Origin of the sequence: Pyxidicoccus fallax (assembly GCF_012933655.1) — a bacterium.
Taxonomy (GTDB): Bacteria; Myxococcota; Myxococcia; order Myxococcales; family Myxococcaceae; genus Myxococcus; species Myxococcus fallax.
In genome coordinates this window covers 1-18210 of the sequence record NZ_JABBJJ010000258.1, presented here as the reverse complement: position 1 = coordinate 18210, position 18210 = coordinate 1, and the positions used below count along the sequence as shown (strand labels likewise).

Sequence of the window (18210 nt, the reverse complement as noted above, 5' to 3'; positions counted from 1 at the left end):
TGTGTATAAGAGACAGGCCCAACACGGGCCCCGCGGACGGCCTGGAGATGCTGTCGTTCATCGACGACGCGGCCGGCAAGGAGGGCGGCGCCCAGGCCGGCGCCAAGGTGCGCCGCTTCCACGTCCGTCGCCGCTCGGGCAAGGTGTTCGGCCCGTTCGACGAGGGTGTCATCGTCAAGATGCTGGAGGACGGGCAGTTGCTGGGCAACGAGGACGTCTCCACGGACTCGGAGAACTGGTCGCCCATCGGCACGGTGGCCACCTTCGCCGCCGCCATCCAGCGGCTGATGGAGGGCCCCTCCAAGGTGGTGGCGCCCGTCGCCGCCCCGGCCGTGGCCGCCGCCGAGGCGCCCCGGGCGGACGCCGCCAACCCGCAGGCCAACATGAAGCGCCTCGAGCAGCTCTACGAGGGCCGCATGGCCGGCGTGGCGGTGGTGGACCGCAGCGGCGCCCAGGAGAAGTGGAAGAAGCGCATCCCCATGCTGGCCGCCGCCGCCGCCGGCGTGGTGGTGCTGGGCATCGGCGCGGCCATGGAGTTCGGCTCCATCTACGGCGCCTACGGCCGTAAAGCCCTCTTCCCCGCCAAGGTCTCCGAGGGCTCGTCCCAGGCGAAGATGGTGGCGGACGCGCGCCAGGCGCTCCTCCAGGACACCTTCGCCAGCTACAAGCAGGCCCGCGACCTCAGCGCCCAGGTGCTCCAGGACGGTGAGTACCCCGCGGTGCGCTCGCTGTGGTGCCAGGCCACCCACTACCTGCAGCGCCGCTACGCGGCCTCGTCGCCCAACGAGCTGAGCACCTGCCGCGAGGCGATGGAGAAGATTGGACTGCTGGGCGAGAAGGACGTGGAGGTCGTCAAGGCCGCCGCGGCCATCGCCCTCACCTCTCGGCAGACGGACTCGGTGCTGCCCGCGCTCATCGACGCGTACAGCCGCGAGGCCAACCAGGGCGACCTGGAGCTGGCCTTCCTCGTGGCCGAGGCCTACTCCCAGAAGGGCGACGCGGCCCGCGCCGTGGAGACGCTGAACAAGATTCTCGCCCGCGAGCCGAAGTCCGCCAAGGCCCACCACGCCCTGGGCAACCTGCACCAGGCCGCGGACCGCGCCGCCGAGGCCGCCGCGTCGTACGCCGCCGCGCTCGAGGCGGACCCGAAGCACGTCGCCTCCGCGGTGGAGCTGGCCGCGGTGGAGCTGCTGGTGCGCAAGGACGGCGACAAGGGCGCCCAGGCGGTGGACCGCGCCCTCGCCGCGGACGTCCAGTCCGCGCTGGGCCCGGCGGAGCTGGCCCGCGCCCGCGGCCTCAAGGGCGTGGCCCTCCTCCAGCAGCACAAGCCCAAGGAGGCCGAGGCCGAGCTGAAGGCCGCCCTGGAGAAGGACAAGGACTCCACCTTCATCAAGGCGCAGCTCGCCCGCGTGCTGCGCGCCCAGCGCAACTACGAGGGCGCCCTGCCCCTCTACACGGAGCTGGTCGCCAAGGAGTCCGGGAGCCTGGAGTACACGGACGGCCACATCACCGCCCTGGTGATGACGGGGAAGATGCAGGCCGCCCTGGAGGCGGTGCAGAAGGCCAACGGGCGCTTCCCCAGCGAGGCCCGCATCGCCTACCTCTACGGCCGCATCGAGGACGCGCTCGACAAGCTCTCCGAGGCGGAGGGCCACTACAAGCGCGCCATCGCCGCGGACGCCAACCTGGTGGAGGCCAGCCTCTACCTGGGCCGCTTCTACCTGCGTCAGCGCCGCAACGCGGAGGCCCGCGTCCAGCTGGAGCTGGCGGCCTCCAAGGCTCCGGAGCATGCCGGCGTGCGCGCGGGCCTCGGCGAGCTGGCCCTGGCGGAGAACAACACGCTCCTGGGCCAGCAGGAGTTCGAGCGCGCCGCGCAGCTCGACCCCAACCTCGCCGATGCCCACCTGGGCCTGTCGCGCGTGGCGCTGCTGGCCGGGGACCTGGAGAAGGCGAAGACGGAGGCCAACCTCGCCCTGGAGCTGGACCCGCACCTCTTGAAGGACGGCCGGCTGCAGCGCGGCATCGTCCTGTGGCGCCTGGGCCAGCTCGAGGAGGCCGTGGCCGAGCTGGAGAAGGCCAAGACGGAGGACCCGCGCTCCACCACCACGCCCATCACGCTCGGCGCGGTGCTGCTGGAGAAGGGCGACCTGGCCGGCGCCGAGGGCAACCTGGGCCTGGCGCTCAGCAACGAGCCCTCCAACCACGAGGCGCTCTACTACCTGGGCCTCGTGAAGGCGAAGCGGCTGGAGTTCACCGGCGCGGTGGACAACATGCGCAAGGCGGTGGAGCGCGCGCCCCAGCGCCCGGACTACCACTACGCCTTCGGCGTCATCCTGCGTGACGCCAAGAACATGCCGGACGCCATCAAGGAGTGGGAGAAGACCGTGGAGCTGGACCCGCAGCACGCGGACGCCCACGAGGCACTCGGCCACGCCCACCTGGAGGCCGGCGAGTTCGACAGGGCCACCGCCTCCTTCGAGGCCAGCCTCAAGGCCGACCCGCGCCGCACCCGGGTGCTGGGCTCCATCGGTGACGCCTACTTCAGCGCCGCCCGCTGGAACGAGGCCGTCAAGCGCTACCAGACGGCCCTCAAGGAGGACCCGAAGCTCACCTACGTCTATTACAAGGTCGCCCGCGCCTTCACCGAGCAGGCCCAGCACGCCAAGGCCATCGACTGGTACCGCAAGGCCACCACCGCGGATCCAGAGAACCCGATGTCCTACTACTACCTGGGCTACGCCTATAAGGAGCGCAACAAGCGCCGCGAGGCGGTCCAGGCCTTCAAGGACTACCTGTCGCGCAAGCCGGACGCGACGGACAAGAAGGACATCGAGGACGAAATCTACGACCTCCAGAACTAGCCGCTGGAGGGCAGCCGAGCCGGCCGTGGCCCATTCCGGGGGCACGGCCGGCGTCAGGTAGCGGGGGGCCGGGGCGTCCTCCCCTGAGCAGCCCGGGAGCGAGAGTCTTGCTGGCCTCCGCCGGGGTGACTACAAGGCGTGGCCCATGCTGGACCTCCGGAACGTTGCGCAGAACTTCGATGCCGTTGTCGCCCGCCTGCAGACGCGCGGTGGCAGCCTGGATTTGGGCCCCTTCCAGCGCCTCTTCGCCGAGCGCCGCGAGCTGTACGTCTCCATGGAGTCGCTGGCCGCCCGCCGCAACGCGGCCAACGAGGAGATGAAGCGCAAGGCGAAGGAGGACCCCAAGGCGCTGGACGCGCTGCGCGGGGACCTGCGCGCCGTGTCGCAGGAAATCAAGGAGAAGGAGGCCCGCCTCAAGGAGGTGGAGGAGGAGATCAACCGCATCCTCCTGCTCATCCCCAACGTCCCGCACGAGTCCGTGCCCGTGGGCGCCGACGCCGAGGACAACGTCCAGGTGCGCGCGTGGGGTGAGAAGCCCAACCTCCTCTTCGCCCCCAAGCAGCACTTCGAGCTGGGCGAGAAGCTGGGGATGCTCGACTTCGAGCGCGCCGCGAAGGTGTCCGGCAGCCGCTTCGCCTACTACAAGGGCGCGCTGGCACGGCTGGAGCGGGCGCTCGCCGCGTTCATGCTCGATGTGCACACCCAGAAGGGCTACCTGGAGATGATTCCGCCCTACCTGGTGCTGCGCGAGTCCATGATGGGCACCGGCCAGCTGCCCAAGTTCGAGGACGACGCCTTCAAGACGGCCGGGGAGATGGAGCGCTTCCTCATCCCCACCGCGGAGGTGCCCGTCACCAACTACCACGCGGACGAAATCCTGGAGGGAGAGCAGCTGCCCCTGCGCTACTGCGCCTTCAGCCCGTGCTTCCGGGCGGAAGCCGGCTCGGCTGGCAAGGACACGCGCGGCCTCATCCGCCAGCACCAGTTCCACAAGGTGGAGCTGGTGAAGTTCGCCACTCCGGAGACGAGCCTGGACGAGCTGGAGAAGCTCACGGATGACGCCTGCGACATCCTCCGGCGCCTGGGGCTGCACCACCGGGTGATGCTCCTGTGCACCGGGGACATGGGCTTCGCCTCCCGGAAGACCTACGACATCGAGGTCTGGCTGCCCGGGCAGAACACGTACCGCGAGATTTCCTCCTGCTCGGACTTCGGCGACTTCCAGGCCCGCCGGGCCAAGATTCGCTACCGGGCCCAGAAGGGGGATAAGCCCCAGCTCGTCCACACGCTCAACGGCAGTGGCCTGGCGGTGGGGCGGACGACCGTCGCCATCCTGGAGAACTTCCAGCGCGAGGACGGAAGCGTGGCCATCCCGGAAGCGTTGTGGCCGTACATGGGGGGGCTGAAAGAGCTGAAGCCGCTCTAAAGCTCATGAATCCGGCTTGCAACGGGCCCCGAATCAGGTAGAAGGGCGGCCCCACGGTCGCCGTCGGACCGCGGGACTCCGCCGGCTCTGAAGCATGGAGGCGTGGCCGAGCGGCTGAAGGCAGCGGTCTTGAAAACCGCAGAGGGTGCAAGCTCTCCGTAGGTTCGAATCCTACCGCCTCCGATTTTGTTCTTGAGTTTTGCGGTTCTTTGACAGAGAAGAGTTGGAGAGATGGCCGAGAGGCTGAAGGCACAGGTTTGCTAAACCTGCATACTCGAAAGGGTATCGAGGGTTCGAATCCCTCTCTCTCCGCCACTTGTTGTGGTAGTAACGCCGGAAGAAATGCTCCCTTAGCTCAGCTGGATAGAGCGTCGGACTACGAATCCGAAGGCCGGAGGTTCGAATCCTCCAGGGAGCGCCATCTTCTTTCGCGTTGTTCTCATGAGTGACGACGAAGCTTTCATGCAGCAGGCGCTTGCGCTCGCGCGGGAAGCAGCGGAACTCGGAGAAGTGCCTGTCGGCGCGGTGGCAGTGCTTGACGGAAAGGTCATTGGCACTGGTTTCAATCGCCGCGAAATCGACCGACACCCCCTGGCCCATGCCGAGATGCTGGCAATGGATGCCGCCGCCCGAAGCATGGGTGCCTGGCGGCTCTCCGGAGTCACGCTGTATGTGACGCTGGAACCCTGTGCCATGTGTGCTGGAGCGCTGGTTCAGTCCCGGGTGACGCGGCTCGTTTTTGGAGCCATGGATCCGAAGGCAGGCGCGGTAGGCTCGCTCTACAACCTGGCCGAGGAGCCTCGACACAACCACCGGCTCCAGGTCTCAAGTGGCATACTGGCGGACGAGAGCCGCCTGCTTTTGAAGTCCTTCTTCGAGCGATTGCGCGCGAAGAAACAAAAAAACTGAATATTGGAGAGCTGGCCGAGTGGTCGAAGGCACCTGACTCGAAATCAGGCATACCGGGAACGGTATCGTAGGTTCGAATCCTACGCTCTCCGCTCCAGACTTTCTGGAGAGGTGGCCGAGCGGTTGAAGGCGCACGCCTGGAACGCGTGTATATCTGAAAGGGTATCGTGGGTTCGAATCCCACCCTCTCCGTTGATGTTTCAGTAGCTCGTGGTTACAGACTTTGTGGTCGGGACAACGTGGGGGCGTGAACCCCGCCAGGTCCGGAAGGAAGCAACGGTAGCGTACTTCCGCGTGTGTCCCGGCCGTTTCTTGTGAAGAGCCGACATCCCTTCCGGGGTGCCGGCTCTTCGCCTTTGCGGGCTCCCCGCCCTCCCCTGCCCTCCTGGCTACTCGCGGGTGAGAATCGTCTCGCGGCCCATCCGCCGGGCAATGCGGAAGCCGGCGGCCTGCAGCTCCTCGAGGGCCCGGTCCTCGAAGGTGACGACGCGGTTGAAGCGCCTGTCTTGCATGGCGTGCTGGAAGGCGTTGTCGTGGGGCCAGTCGCAGGTGAGCCAGGGAATCTGCTTGCCCAGGTAGAAGTAGCCGCCGGCGCCCCACAGCCCTTCGTTGACGATGAGCAGGCCCCTCGCCCCGCCCCGGGTGGCGGCGACGATGGCGCGGAACTGGTCGTCCCGCAGGTCGCCGGACGGGTAGTCGCGGGCCACGTGCAGGCCGGCCCCCAGGGCGAGCGCCGTCAGGGCCCAGCGGACGGCGGGCCTCGCCTGGGCGGTGATGAAGGCAGCCACCGGGGGCGCCGCGGCCAGCATGGCCAGCACCAGCCCCGGGTAGAGGAAGCGCTCCTCCTTGTGCGCGGTGGTCAGCAGCACGCCCGTGTACAGGGCGGCGCACCACAGTGGCAGGGACAGCGCGCGGTGCTGGCGCAGGGCGGCCAGCCCCAGGGGCACGGCCGCCGCCGCCCAGAGGGGCACGGCGTCCAGGAGGGGCTTCACGTAGAAGCCAGGGCCCGCGGACCCGAAGCGCGCCGCCGCCTCGCCGGAGAGGACGTTGAAGCGCACGTAGGCGAAGAAGGAGTGGAAGGGCGTGCCCCAGGTGGCCCAATCGAGGGCGCCCAGCCCCGCGGCCACGCCCAGGCCACCCAGGCAGGTGAAGGCCAGCAGCCTCCAGCGCCGCGCCGCCGCCAGCCACATCAGCGCGGCGAGGACGACGATGGCGGACGGGTAGCGGACCACCACGGCCAGCCCCAGCGCCATGCCACCGAGGAAGCCCGCGCGCACCGGCTGCTCCCGCCTGTCCAGCGCCTCCATGGCCACCACGAGGAAGGCGGCGGAGAGCGACTCGCCGAGGGTGCGCCCGGCGAAGACGAGCACCGGCCCATACAGCCCCAGCAGGAGGGCGGCCAGCCACCCTCCCGGGGCATCCGCCCGGCGTGAGGCGAAGCGGTACGCGGCCCAGAGGCTCCACACGTGCAGCGCCGCCTGGGGGATGGCCACCACCGCCCGGTAGCCCTGGGGGTGGGTGATGCCCAGCAGGTCCGCCAGCTTCAGGAAGCCGGCGAAGACGCCGGCCACGGCCCAGTTGCGCAGGCCGTCCTTCCACTCCCAGGCCAGCACGCCGTAGCCGTGCACGCGCCAGAAGGCCGGCTCCAGCGCCTGGTACACCTCGTCCGGGTGGATGCGGCCCAGCTGCAGCACGGCGATGACGGCCGGCAGCAGCGCCACCCCCAGCCCCAGCAGGAGGACGGGCCAGCGCCGGCCGTTGGGCGGCTCCGAGTGGGGTAGGTCCGCGGTCGGCTCGACTGTTGTACCGGGAACGGCGGGAGCCGGGGACTGGTGAGCGGGCGCGGACACGAGGGTGGCCGACTCTCCCCGCCCCGCCGTCCGGGCGCAAGATGCGTGGCGTTCGTCCGCCCGCTCCCCGCCCGGGCTCGGGCCTCCGGGCCCGGGAAGGAACGCGGCGATTCAGCTTCAGGAGGAAGCCATGCCGGATGTCATCGTGGTGGGCGCGGGCCACAACGGCCTCGTGACGGCGGCGCTGCTGGCGCGCAGGGGGCTGTCCGTCACCGTCCTGGAGGAGAAGGACGTCTTGGGCGGCGCGTGCCGCACGGAGCACCCGTTCCGCGCGGCGCCCGGGCTGGGCGTGTCCACGGGCGCGTACCTGCTGGGACTGATGCCGCCGGAGCTCCTGCGCGAATTGGAGCTGGACCTGCCCCTCAAGCGGAGGGACCCGCACTACTTCCTGCCCACCACCGGCCAGCGCTACCTCCTGTTCGGCTCGGACGAGCGCGAGCTGAAGCGCCAGTTCCTCGAGTTCTTCTCCCAGGCGGACTGGGAGGCCCACCAGGCCATGAACGCCGAGCTGGCCGCGTTGCGCGAGGACCTCGCCCCGGCGTGGCTGAAGCCGCCGCTGTCGGTGGAGGAGACGGCCGAGCGCTACATCCGCCCCGCCCTGCGCCAGCACTTCGTGCGGCTGTGTCGCGGCACGGCGCGCGAGTACCTGGAGCGCTTCGGTTACAAGTCCGACCTGGTGAAGGCGATGTACGCGGTGACGGACGCGTTCTCCGGCCTCGACGGCGGCTATGACACGCCGGGCACGGGGATGAACCTGCTCGTCCACAACATGTGCCGGCTGCCCGGCAGCGGCGGCACGTGGATGATTGTCGGCGGGGGCATGGGCACCGTCACCCAGCGCATCGCCGACGTCGCGCGCAAGTACGGCGCCACCCTGCGCACCGGCGCGAAGGTGACGTCCGTGCGCGTGGACCGGGGCGTGGTGAAGGGCGTGGTGCTGGAGAACGGCGAGGAGGTGAAGGCCTCCGTGGTGGTGTCCAACGGCGACCCGTTCCGCACGCTGAAGCTGGTGGACGCCTCCGCGCTGCCCGAGGACTACCGCGCGAAGGTGGCCGCCATGGCCGCGCCGGGCACGACGATGAAGGTCAACCTGTGCCTGAAGGGCCTGCCCACCTTCACGTGCCTTCCCCAGGACCGGGGCCAGTTCGGCCCCACCATCCACCTGCTTCCGCAGGAGGACGACGTGCTCGGGGCGCTGGCGCGCGGCTACCAGGACACGCGCGAGGGCCGGCTGTCGGAGTTCCCCTCCATCGAGTGGTACATCCACACCACGGTGGACCCGTCGCTGCGCGACGCCGAGGGGCACCACAACTCCGCGCTCTTCGTGCAGTGGGTGCCGTACGCGCTGAAGGGCACCACGTGGGAGCAGGAGGAGTCACGCTACGTGAAGCACCTGCTGTCCATCTGCGACCGCTTCGCTCCGGGCACCAGCGACCTCGTGCGGGAGACCTTCACCCTCACGCCGCCGAAAATCGAGAAGTACTTCGGCATCACCCACGGCCACATCCATCATGTGGACAACAAGTTGGGCTTCACGGACCGGCTCCCCTACGAGACGCCGGTGCAGGGGCTCTACTTCTGTAGTGCCGGGTGCCACCCCGCGGGCAGCGTCATCGGCGCGGCCGGACACAACGCGGCCAACGTGGTGCTACAGGCGCTGGGACGGTGAGTGCAATCCCACCTGGTGGGCAGGCAACGAGATGGATCATTCACGCCGTCGTGTTTAGATGACCAACCCCATGAGCTACCTCGTCCTCGCGCGTAAATGGCGGCCGCAGAAGTTCGATGACATGACCGGGCAGGAGCACGTCGTCCGGACGGTCGCGAACGCCATCAAGATGGACCGCGTCGCTCACGCGTACCTCTTCTGTGGGCCTCGTGGCGTGGGCAAGACGACGGCCGCCCGCCTGCTCGCCAAGGCACTGAACTGCGAGAAGGGCCCCACGGCGAACCCCTGCGGCGAGTGCCGCGCCTGCACGGAGATTGCCGCCGGCACCAGCGTGGACGTGGCGGAAATCGACGGTGCCTCCAACAACGGCGTGGAGAACGTCCGCGAGATTCGCGAGAACGCGAAGTACCTGCCGCAGCGGGACCGGCACAAGATCTACATCATCGACGAGGTCCACATGCTGTCGGGGGCGGCGTTCAACGCGCTGCTCAAGACGCTGGAGGAGCCGCCCGGGCACGTGAAGTTCATCTTCGCGACCACCGAGGCGCACAAGCTTCCGGACACCATCCTCTCGCGGTGCCAGCGCCACAACTTCCGGCGGATTCCGGCGGCGCGGATGCTCCAGCGGCTGCAGGAGATCTGCAAGGCGGAGGGGGCGGGCATCTCGGACCGCTCGCTGGCGCTGGTGGTGCGCCAGTCGGAAGGCGGCATGCGCGACGCGCTGAGCCTCCTGGACCAGGTGCTCGCCTCGTGCGGCGCCAACCCCACGGACGAAGAGGTGGCCGAGGCGTTGGGCGCCATCGACCGCACGGTGGTGCAGGACTTCGCCGAGGCGCTGGTGCGCAAGGACGCCAAGCGCGTGCTGGAGCGCGTGGAGGAGGTCTTCAACCGCGGCCTGGACCTGAAGCGGCTGGCGGAGGAGCTGGCGCTGCAGCTGCGGCACCTCTTCGTCACCAAGACGCTGAACGAGGCCCCGTCCGAGCTGGCCGAGTCCGAGCAGAAGGCGCTCCTGGCGCTGGCGAAGGAGGCGGAGACCGCGCAGCTCACGCGTTTGTTCGACGTGGTGCACGGCTGCATCTGGGACGTGTCGCGCGCGGCGCAGCCGAGGCTGGCGCTGGAGATGGCCCTGCTCAAGGCCATCCAGCTGTCGCCGGGCGGCTCCATCCCGGAGCTGCTGGCTCGAGTGGACAAGCTCGCCGCGGGCCTGTCGGGAGACGGTTCCGGTCGGAACACCGCTGGAGCGCCGGGAGGTCGCTCCAGTCCCGCCAACTTTCGCGCCTGAGACACGGCACGAAGCACGGCCCGAGTCGCCGGCCCCCCGCCCGTGGGACGCCCGGAGTGCGTCCGCGCCCGCCGCTCCGGTGGACGCGGCGGGAGTCGCGCGCGCGGAGGAGCCCCTGCGTCACGCCGAGCCAGTGCGCTCCGCGGAGTCCGCGGGCTACTCCGGGCCGGCGCACGCCACCGAGCGCAGCCATACCGCCGAGCCTGTGCGCGCGGCCGAGATGGCTTACGACGCGCCGGTGTCCCAGTCCGTCGAGCCCGTGCGCGCGGCCGGGATGGCTCACGACGCGCCGGTGTCCCAGTCCGTCGAGCCGATGCACCCGGCCGGGATGACTCATTCCTCGCCGGTGTCCCAGTCAGCTGAACCGATGCGCGCGGCTGGGAGTGCTTACCCCGCGCAGGCGTCCCAGCTCGCTGAACCGATGCGCCCGGCTGGGATGACTCATGCCGCGTCGGTGTCCCAGTCGGTGGAACCGATGCGCGCGGCTGGGCGTGCTCACGCCGCGCAGGCAGCTCAGTCGGCTGAACCGATGCAGGCGGCCGGGACCACGCCGCGCCACGCGGAAGCCCCCTACCCCGCCGAGCCGGTGCGCTCCGGCCCCGCCATCTCCGCCATGCCGCCGGTGGCTCCGACGGGGCCGCTCATGGACGACCTGCCGCCCTCCGCGGCCCGGCCCCTGTCCTTCCTCCGCAACGGTGGGGGCTCGGCCGCCACGCCGATGACGGCTTCCGCGTCCGCGCCGTCATACGTGGCCGAGGAGCTGCCTCCCTCCGGTCCGCTGATGGACGGCCTGCCTCCGACGGCGGCTCGCCCGCTGTCCTTCCTGCGGAACAAGGGCGGCGCCGCGCAGCCTGCGGCTCCCGTCGCGCCACCGCAGGCCCCCGCCGGAGCCACGCCGCTCTCGCGCACCACCGAGCCCGCGCCCACGGTTCGCGTCACCAACATCCGCCGGCCCGAGCCGCCGCCGGGGCACTCCGAGCCGCCGCCCTACGGCGACGACGACGCGCGCTACTACCCTGAAGAGCACTCCCCCGAGGGCTGCGCCTCCGGTGAGTGCATCCCCGATTCCGAGCCGGCCGCCGCCGACTCCGCGTCCGACGCTCGCGTGCCTTCTTCAGGGCCCGCCGCTGGCGTGTCCTTCCCGGCCTCACCCGCCACGCCCCACCCCGGGGCCGCCGCGGGGGCCTCACCTGCCGCCAACACCCACGGCGCAGCCGCCCACGCGCCCTTCCCGGCGCAGCCCTCAGCGGCCTCCCTCGAGGTGACGGCTCGCGGGCCCTCTTCGGCCGTACCCGCCGCTGTCCCCCACGGGGCTGCTAACGGTGCGGGCGTTCCTACCTCTCCCGCCGCCCGCGCACCCCTCCCGGGGGTACCTGCCGCTGGCAGCGGCGCCACCGCCCGCACGCCCTTCCAGGCGCCACCCGCTGCCCGCGCCCCCTTCCCGCCTCCTGCGTCCACTCCAGAGCCCGACCCCGAGCCGGAGCCGGAAGCCGCGCCGCGCCCCGTGGTGGCGGGCGGCCGTGACAACCCGAACCGGCCCCTCGTCGAGCGCTGGCGGGCCGCGGTGGAGAGCGTGAAGGCCGCCTCGCCCCGGCACGGCGCCGCGCTGGCCAATGGCCGGCTCATCTCCATGCGGGCCGGGGAAATCGTCCTCGGCTACCTCCCGACGGCCGGCTTCCACCGGACGGCCGTGACGTCGCCTGGGGGCAAGGCCACCGTCGACAAGGCCCTGGCCGAGCACTTCGGCCGCGCGGTGAAGCTCACCGTCCAGGAGATGTCCCCCGAGGACACGGCCATGGGCCTGAGCATCGCCGAGCAGGACGCCCAGAGCCGCGCCGCCCACGAGAAGAGCACCGAGGGCAAGGTGCGCAACCACCCCTCCGTCCGCGCCGTCCTCAAGTTCCTCGGGGGCGAAATCGAGCACATCCAGGTGTACGAGCCCGAGCGCCCCTCGGCCGTCCCTGCGGCCGACACTCCGGACGAGAGCGCCTGACAACCACCGCGCGCAACGGTAGGGTGCGCCCTTCCACGCCGGGGCGGTCTCCACTGACGGAGCCCGCTCCCACGAGTACCGAGGAAGCACATGCCTGGCGTCGACCTGAACTACTTCATCCGGCAGGCGAACAAGCTGACGGAGAAGATTGAAGAGCGGAAGCAGCAGCTGGCGGAAGAGACTGTCGAGGCCACGTCCGGCGAGGGCCGGGTGAAGGTCGTCGCCACCTGCACGCAGGAAGTCCGCAGCATCAAGATCGACAAGTCCGCCATCGACCCGAATGACCCGTCGATGCTCGAGGACCTCATCACCGCCGCCGTGAATGCTGCCCTGGCGAGCAGCCGTCAGCACATGCAGCGCGAGCTCGCGAAAATCTCGGGCGGTATCAAGATCCCCGGCATTACCTGATACCGGATGACTCCCGACCCGCTGAATCGACTGGTCGCGCAGCTCGCGAAGCTGCCGGGCATTGGCGAGAAGACCGCTCAGCGCCTCGCATTCCACATCCTGCGGGCGCCCGGCGAGTACGCCTCGGACCTGTCCCAGGCCATCCGCGAGGTGAAGGAGAAGGTGCACCTGTGCGTGCGCTGCTTCTCCCTCACCGACTCGGAGACGTGCGGCTTCTGCCGCGACTCCCGCCGTGACGAGCGCGTGCTCTGCGTGGTGGAGACCTACTCCGACCTGATGGCCCTGGAGCGCACCCGCGAGTTCAAGGGCCGCTACCACGTGCTGCACGGCGTGCTGTCCCCGCTGGAAGGCGTGGGCCCCGAGCAGCTCCGCATCAAGGAGCTGCTGGAGCGCCTCAACGACAGCCGGGTGGAGGAGCTCATCCTCGCGACCAACCCGGACATCGAGGGCGAGGCCACCGCGCTCTACCTGACGCGCCTGCTCAAGCCCATGGGCCTGCGCGTCACCCGGCTCGCCCAGGGCCTGCCCATGGGCGGAGACCTGGAGTTCGCCGACCAGGCCACGCTCGCGAAGGCGCTGTCCGCCCGCCGCGACCTGTAGTCCCGCGTGGAGCGGCGCCGCCCGAGTCGCGGCGCCGCTACTGCGTCACCCGCCACGAGAAGGGCATCACCACCGTGACTTCCTGGTCGCGGTGCGCCGGGAAGCGCAGCTTCTCGGCCTGCGTCTCCAGGCAGCGGCCCACGCCCGACGAGGCCAGCGGCCCGCGCGTCCCCGCCTGGACCTTGCCCGACGAGGCGATGGTGAGCTGCACCTGCACCTCGCCCTGCGTGGACGGCAGGTCCGCCTTGAAGCGCTCGAAGCAGCCGGTGATGCGGGCCCGCCCGCGCGACACCACGCGCTGGATGTCCTCGATGCCGAGCGTCACCAGCTTCTTCGTGCCCGTGACGCGCGGCTCCGGCGCGGGCTTCCTGCTCGGGCCGGATTCCCCGGCCTCCTCCGTCTCGGTGCCCGCGCGCATCGCGTTGGCCACCAGCCCGCCTCCCGCCGGGGCGGCTTCCGGAGCGCCCGCGCCCGGAGCCACCGCCGCCTCACCCACGGGCGTGCCCTGCGCAGCCGAAGTGCCCGCGCCGGGAGCGGTCGCCGTGTCTCCGGTGACGTTCCCCTGCGCCTGCGCGGCTGGAGTCCCCGCGCCGGGAGCGGCCGCCACCGTCCCACCGACGGGCGCTCCCTGCGTGGCGCCAGCGGGGGCAGCCGTCCCGGTGCCTGGACTTCCCACGGGCGCCGGAGCCACCGGCCCGCTCGCCTTCATCTCGGGCACGATGGACGGTAATTGCTGGAGGCGGACGTACCCCATGACGGCCGCACCGGCCAGCAGCATGCCCCCGGCCAGCCCGACGACGAGCATGCGCCAGCGACGGCCGCCCGATGCCGGAAGCCCGGACGTCGCGCCGGAGGGAATCTGGGGCCCCGCGGCCACGGCCCCCACGCCCGCCGGCACGGAAGGACGGGACGGCCTGACGGCCAGCGCCGCCGTGGGCGACTCGGAGCTCCGGGGCCGTCCGCCATAGACGTCCGTGCCATTCAGCGGCTCCGCGCCGGACGCCTGCGCGGGGGCACCCTCGACTCCGTGCGTGGCGGTGAGCGTGGCCAGCGTGGGGATGCGGGTGCGCTCCGTGAAGCGCTCCTCGCCGAAGTGGCCGCGCAGGAAGGCGGCGAGCTGCGAGGGGCCCGAGGCGCTCAGGTTCTCGCCCAGGAACGCCTCCAGGTCCTCCGCGAAGGCCTCCGCGGTGGGGTAGCGGTCCTCGGGCTTGTAGGCCATGGCCTTGAGGATGATGGCCTCCAGCTCCTCCGGCAGGTCCGCCCGCAGCTCGCGCGGGCGCTTGAACTCGCCCTGCAACAGCGCGTTGAGCACCGCCAGGTCGTTCTCCCGCGAGAAGGGCCGCACGTGCGTGAGCGCCTCGAAGAGGCTCACGCCCAGGGCGAACACGTCCGCGCGCCGGTCCACCTCCTGGCCCTTGGCCTGCTCCGGCGCCATGTACATGTACTTGCCCTTCACCACGCCGGTGCGCGTGTTGACGAGCCTCGACTCGGCCTTGGCGATGCCGAAGTCCAGCACCTTCACCTGTCCCTGGTACGTCAGGTACAGGTTGGACGGAGAGATGTCGCGGTGGACGACGTTGAGCGGCTGTCCCGCCTCGTTGCAGAACTCGTGGGCGTAGTGCAGGCCGCGCGCCGCGTCGATGAGCACCCGCAGCACCACGGGGTACGGCACGTAGTGACGGCGCCGGCCGGCCAGCCGCAGCGTGGTGGAGAAGTCCTCGCCCGCGAGGTACTCCATGCAGATGTAGTAGCAGCCCTCGGTGAAGCCGAGCTCGTGAATCTGCACGATGTTGGGGTGGGACAGCTTCGCCGCCAGCCGCGCCTCGTCGCGGAACATCTCCACGAAGTCGGCGTTGCTGGACAGGTGCGGCAGCATGCGCTTGATGACGACGTTGCGCTCGAAGCCATCCGCGCCCAGCAGCTTGGCGAGGAAGATTTCCGCCATGCCGCCCTCGGCCAGCTTCCGCACCAGCACGTACTGCCCATAGGGCTGGAGCAGGGGCGCGGAGGCGACCTCGGGAATGGGTCGGGTCGTCTGGGTGGGTGTCATCCTCACGGCCCTCGCGGTTTCAAGGTGCGCACCGTGTAGACCTCCGGGGCACCGGGACGGCTCATCTTAAACACCAGCAGTGGGGGTGAGCCCACCGGCTCCACCCAGGTGCTGAAGCGGTGTTTGCCATCCAGGGGTACCGGACGTCCATTGATGGACAGGCGCGCGTCCACCGGCGCCACCCCGGTGGCTCGCACCTTCTCCCCGGCCCGCTGGCCGTTGCGCGGCGAGGACACCACCAGCACCGGCACCGAGTTGTCGTAGACCAGCTCCAGCTTGTTCATCTGCCCGCCCTTGAGCTGCGCGCCCGACGCGGATAGCGGCGTGACGGACCACAGATAGCTGCCCTCGCCCAGCGCTCCCGCGTCCAGCGCGGCGCGCGTCTCCGTCACCGTGCGCTCCGCCACCGGCGTGCCCAGCGCGCCCACGCGGTACACCGCCACGCGGTACTTCGCCGCCGACGGCTCCTCCCCGTAGGTGAACGTCACCGCCGGAGGCTTGTCCTGGTAGAAGATGGTCGTCTTCTCCAGCCCCTCCGGCACCACGTTGCGCACCCGCGCCAGGTCCTTCGCGGGGCGCTCCGGCGCGAAGCTCGCGCTGCCCTTCGCCACCGCCGTCCCATCCTTGCGGCGCACCCGCCAGTAGAGGGTGCCGCGCGACGGCGCCGGCACGGTGACGAAGGGGCGGAACACCGTGCCCGACAGCACCGGGCGAGTGAAACCCGCGTCCGAGGCCACCTCCACCACCGCCTCGCCCTCGCCCTCCCAGGTGAACGTCACGTCGTCCAGGCCCTGGTGGAACACCTCCGCGCCATCGCCCGCGCCCAGGGCGAGCGGCGCTGGCGCCAGCGGCTCCACGCGGGGAGCGGCGGACTCCCCCTCCACCGTGGCGCGCTCGCCCGCGCGCAGCGGCTGCCGCGCCTCGCCGCGCACCAGCGTCACCTGCCCCGTGAAGGCGTCCACGCGGTAGCCGGACGCCGTGCGCCGCACCTCCAGCCGCGCCGCGTCGCCGCCCTCCACGTTCAGCCCCGACAGCACCACGCGGCTGGTGCGCCCCGGCGCCATCCGCACGCCCAGACCGCCCTGCCGCAGGTCCACCCGCGCCTCGTCCGTGGTGCCCCCCTGCCCCGCTCCCTCCAGCACCAACTCCGAGGCCGAGCCGAGCGACAGCACGGACGACGAGCCCTCCAGCGCCAGCACCGCCGAGCCGCCGGGCCGCGTGCGCACGCCGTCTCCGGGCGACAGCACCTCGCCCTGCTTCGAGACGGGCCGCCAGCGCACCGTCCCCTTCGGCCGCAGCTCCGCGCGGCCCGAGCCCAGGCGCACCGTCACCGGAATGGGCGCCAGCTCCACCACGCGAGGCGTGCGCACCACCTCCAGCTTGCCGCCGGCCACCGCCACCGACTCGCCCTCGGCGGCGCGCACCTGCTGGCCGTCGCGGCCCACGAACTCGATGGCGCCCAGCCGCACCTCCACGCGGCCCGCGTCCTTCTCCACCTGCACGCTCACCTCGCTGGGCGCGTCCGAGCCCACGCGGGTGAGGCCGAAGGGCGTGAGGATGCTCAGCGTCACCTTGGACGCCGTGCCGCCCGCGGCGGGCGGCTTCACCCCCGCCGGCACGCGCGACAGCACGATGCCGCGCTCCACCGTCAGGACGATGCCGCCCGTGTCCGCGCCCATGGCGAAGCGCGCGTCGGGCCCCACCTCCACCGACCGCCCATCCGGAAAGCGCACGGTGGCCGCGCCGCCCGCGGCCGTCTCCACCGCGTCGCCGCCATACAGGGGGCCCTCGCTCGCGGGGACGGCCTTGCCCCCGCGCTCCAGGCGGACGTCGCCGGACAGGCCCTCCAGCCGCGCCAGCTCCACGCCCGGCCCCGCGTCCGGTGCCGGAGCCACCGCCACGGGCGCGGGGGACGGAGGGGCGGCGTCCTCGTCGCAGCCCGCGGCGAGGAGCAGGAGGGCCAGGAACCAGGGGCGCGGGGAGCTCACCGTTTCTGCCTCGGGAAGAGATCGACGTTGAAGATGGCCTGCTCGCCGTCGCGCACCTTGACGACCTTGGTCTGCGACAGGTGCCCGCGAGCGGAGATGGTGATGCGGTAGGTGCCGCCCTTCACCTTCACGGCGAAGGCGCCCTTCGCGTCCGTGCGCGTGCGCACCTTGGCCTGGGCGATGAGCAGCGTGGCCGCCAGCGGCTGTCCGCCCCGCGTGCTGCGCACGTGTCCGGTGAGGGTGGCCGGCCCGCTCTTGCGCTCCGACGCGAGCGGCACCGACAGCGCGGACTCCTGCCCCGCGACGATGACGGCCGCCTCCTCCGCCACGCGGAAGCCCGGCGACTTCACCACCACCGCCACCGGCCCCGGAGGCAGCTGCTTCACCCGCGCCTGCCCCATCATGTCCGTGCGCACCTCCGTCGCCCCCACCGCCACGCGCACGCCCGGCAGCGGCACGCCGTTCTGCGCGTTCACCACCGTCACCCGCAGCCCGCCCGTGGGCGGAGGCAGCCGGCGCGCCCGCACCTCCAGCTGTGCGCGCCCGCCATCCTCCACCGTGGCCCGCGCCTCCGAGGGCGCGTAGCCCTCCGCGCTCACCCGCGCGGCCACCTCGCCCGGCGGCAACTCGGCCTCCACCTGGCCGCTCGCGTCCGCCACGCGCTCCACGTCGCCCAGCGCCACCCGAGCACCCGACAGCGGCGCGCCCGACTCCGCATCCAGCACCCGCACCGCGAGCGTCCCCAGGGGCTCGCGCGCCGGAGGCGGAGGCACCGGCGCGGGCGGCGCGTCCCGCCACGCCAGCTCCAGCGCCGCGCCCACCCGGCGCAGCCGCTGCTCCGAGCGCGTGCCGTCCGCCAGCGTCACCGTGTCCCGCACGTGCTGGAAGTCCAGCACCAGCGTGCCGCCCCACCGCGCCGCGCTCTTGAGGGGCACCAGCAGCGCGCCCCCCGCCGAGAAGCCCGTCGCCTCCGCCTTCTCACCCGCCGCGTCGCGCACCGCCAGCGCCACCGGCAGCTCGCCGCGCGCCTCCAGCTGAAGTCCCAGGAAGAGCGGCACCAGCACACGCCCGTTCACCACCGCCGCGTGCCGCACGCCCCGCGCCAGCGCTGGCGCCTCCGAGCTTCCGAAGAGGGGGAGCTGCGCGAAGCCGTACCCCGCCCCCACCTCCGCGC

Annotated in this window: 12 protein-coding genes, 5 tRNA genes and 1 other RNA gene; 14 read left to right on the top strand and 4 right to left on the bottom strand. The window is 71.5% G+C overall.

From position 1 onward, the window contains the following. The 9 genes from HG543_RS38160 to ffs form a co-directional block, all read left to right on the top strand. The coding region (locus tag HG543_RS38160) for a tetratricopeptide repeat protein (protein WP_169349849.1) at positions 1 to 2861 on the top strand (2861 nt) is incomplete at its 5' end. A 145-nt stretch (positions 2862 to 3006) separates the two neighbouring features. Beyond that, positions 3007 to 4287 carry a serine--tRNA ligase gene (gene serS / locus HG543_RS38155; protein WP_169349848.1) on the top strand — a complete coding sequence of 427 codons (1281 nt, stop codon included), beginning with the start codon at positions 3007 to 3009 and terminating at the stop codon, positions 4285 to 4287. Between the two features lie 96 nt (positions 4288 to 4383). Further along, positions 4384 to 4470: transfer RNA gene (locus HG543_RS38150), tRNA-Ser, on the top strand. A gap of 42 nt (positions 4471 to 4512) precedes the next feature. Beyond that, positions 4513 to 4602: transfer RNA gene (locus tag HG543_RS38145), tRNA-Ser, on the top strand. Between the two features lie 29 nt (positions 4603 to 4631). After that, a tRNA-Arg gene (locus HG543_RS38140) sits at positions 4632 to 4708 on the top strand. Between the two features lie 20 nt (positions 4709 to 4728). Further along, a complete protein-coding gene (tadA, locus tag HG543_RS38135) occupies positions 4729 to 5196 on the top strand; it encodes a tRNA adenosine(34) deaminase TadA (RefSeq protein ID WP_169349847.1) in 468 nt (155 codons plus the stop codon). 5 nt (positions 5197 to 5201) lie between these two features. Beyond that, a tRNA-Ser gene (locus HG543_RS38130) sits at positions 5202 to 5288 on the top strand. Between the two features lie 13 nt (positions 5289 to 5301). Then, positions 5302 to 5388 (top strand) — tRNA-Ser (locus HG543_RS38125). Positions 5389 to 5418: 30 nt separating this feature from the next. Continuing rightward, positions 5419 to 5511, top strand: an RNA gene (ffs, locus tag HG543_RS38120) — signal recognition particle sRNA small type. 74 nt (positions 5512 to 5585) lie between these two features. Here the strand turns inward: ffs and HG543_RS38115 are convergent. Beyond that, complete coding sequence (locus HG543_RS38115) at positions 5586 to 7046, bottom strand: glycosyltransferase family 39 protein (protein WP_169349846.1); 1461 nt, start codon at positions 7044 to 7046, stop codon at positions 5586 to 5588. Positions 7047 to 7176: 130 nt separating this feature from the next. On the opposite strand from HG543_RS38115, the gene HG543_RS38110 reads away from it, so the two are divergent. The 5 genes from HG543_RS38110 to recR all read left to right on the top strand — a co-directional run bounded on the left by HG543_RS38110 (position 7177) and on the right by recR (position 12998). Further along, positions 7177 to 8715: a phytoene desaturase family protein gene (locus tag HG543_RS38110; RefSeq protein WP_169349845.1), complete on the top strand. Its 1539-nt coding sequence runs from the start codon at positions 7177 to 7179 to the stop codon at positions 8713 to 8715. Positions 8716 to 8785: 70 nt separating this feature from the next. Then, on the top strand, positions 8786 to 9997 hold the full coding sequence (gene dnaX, locus HG543_RS38105; protein WP_169349844.1) for a DNA polymerase III subunit gamma/tau: 1212 nt from the start codon (positions 8786 to 8788) through the stop codon (positions 9995 to 9997). A 529-nt stretch (positions 9998 to 10526) separates the two neighbouring features. Further along, positions 10527 to 11990 carry a DNA polymerase III subunit gamma/tau gene (locus HG543_RS38100; protein WP_211194425.1) on the top strand — a complete coding sequence of 488 codons (1464 nt, stop codon included), beginning with the start codon at positions 10527 to 10529 and terminating at the stop codon, positions 11988 to 11990. A gap of 90 nt (positions 11991 to 12080) precedes the next feature. After that, on the top strand, positions 12081 to 12398 hold the full coding sequence (locus HG543_RS38095; protein ID WP_169349843.1) for a YbaB/EbfC family nucleoid-associated protein: 318 nt from the start codon (positions 12081 to 12083) through the stop codon (positions 12396 to 12398). A gap of 6 nt (positions 12399 to 12404) precedes the next feature. Next, entirely contained in the window at positions 12405 to 12998 is a 594-nt protein-coding gene (recR, locus tag HG543_RS38090; protein WP_169349842.1) for a recombination mediator RecR, read from the top strand. Positions 12999 to 13035: 37 nt separating this feature from the next. Here recR and HG543_RS38085 read toward each other — a convergent pair whose 3' ends face one another. The 3 genes from HG543_RS38085 to HG543_RS38075 form a co-directional block, all read right to left on the bottom strand. Then, positions 13036 to 15048 carry a protein kinase domain-containing protein gene (locus HG543_RS38085; RefSeq protein ID WP_169349841.1) on the bottom strand — a complete coding sequence of 671 codons (2013 nt, stop codon included), beginning with the start codon at positions 15046 to 15048 and terminating at the stop codon, positions 13036 to 13038. Positions 15049 to 15050: 2 nt separating this feature from the next. Then, the gene (locus HG543_RS38080) at positions 15051 to 17036 is read right to left on the bottom strand and encodes a FecR family protein (protein WP_169349840.1); all 1986 of its coding nucleotides are present in this window, start codon (positions 17034 to 17036) and stop codon (positions 15051 to 15053) included. Continuing rightward, positions 17033 to 18210 (bottom strand): MSCRAMM family protein (locus tag HG543_RS38075; RefSeq protein WP_169349839.1); only part of this gene is annotated, 1178 nt, incomplete at its 5' end. The genes HG543_RS38075 and HG543_RS38080, both read right to left, overlap by 4 nt.

Coding starts and splice junctions, on each gene's coding strand:
- serS (WP_169349848.1), top strand. CDS start 3,007: ATGCTGGACCTCCGGAACGTTGCGCAGAACTTCGATGCCGTTGTCGCC.
- tadA (WP_169349847.1), top strand. CDS start 4,729: ATGAGTGACGACGAAGCTTTCATGCAGCAGGCGCTTGCGCTCGCGCGG.
- HG543_RS38110 (WP_169349845.1), top strand. CDS start 7,177: ATGCCGGATGTCATCGTGGTGGGCGCGGGCCACAACGGCCTCGTGACG.
- dnaX (WP_169349844.1), top strand. CDS start 8,786: ATGAGCTACCTCGTCCTCGCGCGTAAATGGCGGCCGCAGAAGTTCGAT.
- HG543_RS38100 (WP_211194425.1), top strand. CDS start 10,527: ATGCAGGCGGCCGGGACCACGCCGCGCCACGCGGAAGCCCCCTACCCC.
- HG543_RS38095 (WP_169349843.1), top strand. CDS start 12,081: ATGCCTGGCGTCGACCTGAACTACTTCATCCGGCAGGCGAACAAGCTG.
- recR (WP_169349842.1), top strand. CDS start 12,405: ATGACTCCCGACCCGCTGAATCGACTGGTCGCGCAGCTCGCGAAGCTG.
- HG543_RS38085 (WP_169349841.1), bottom strand. CDS start 15,048: ATGACACCCACCCAGACGACCCGACCCATTCCCGAGGTCGCCTCCGCG.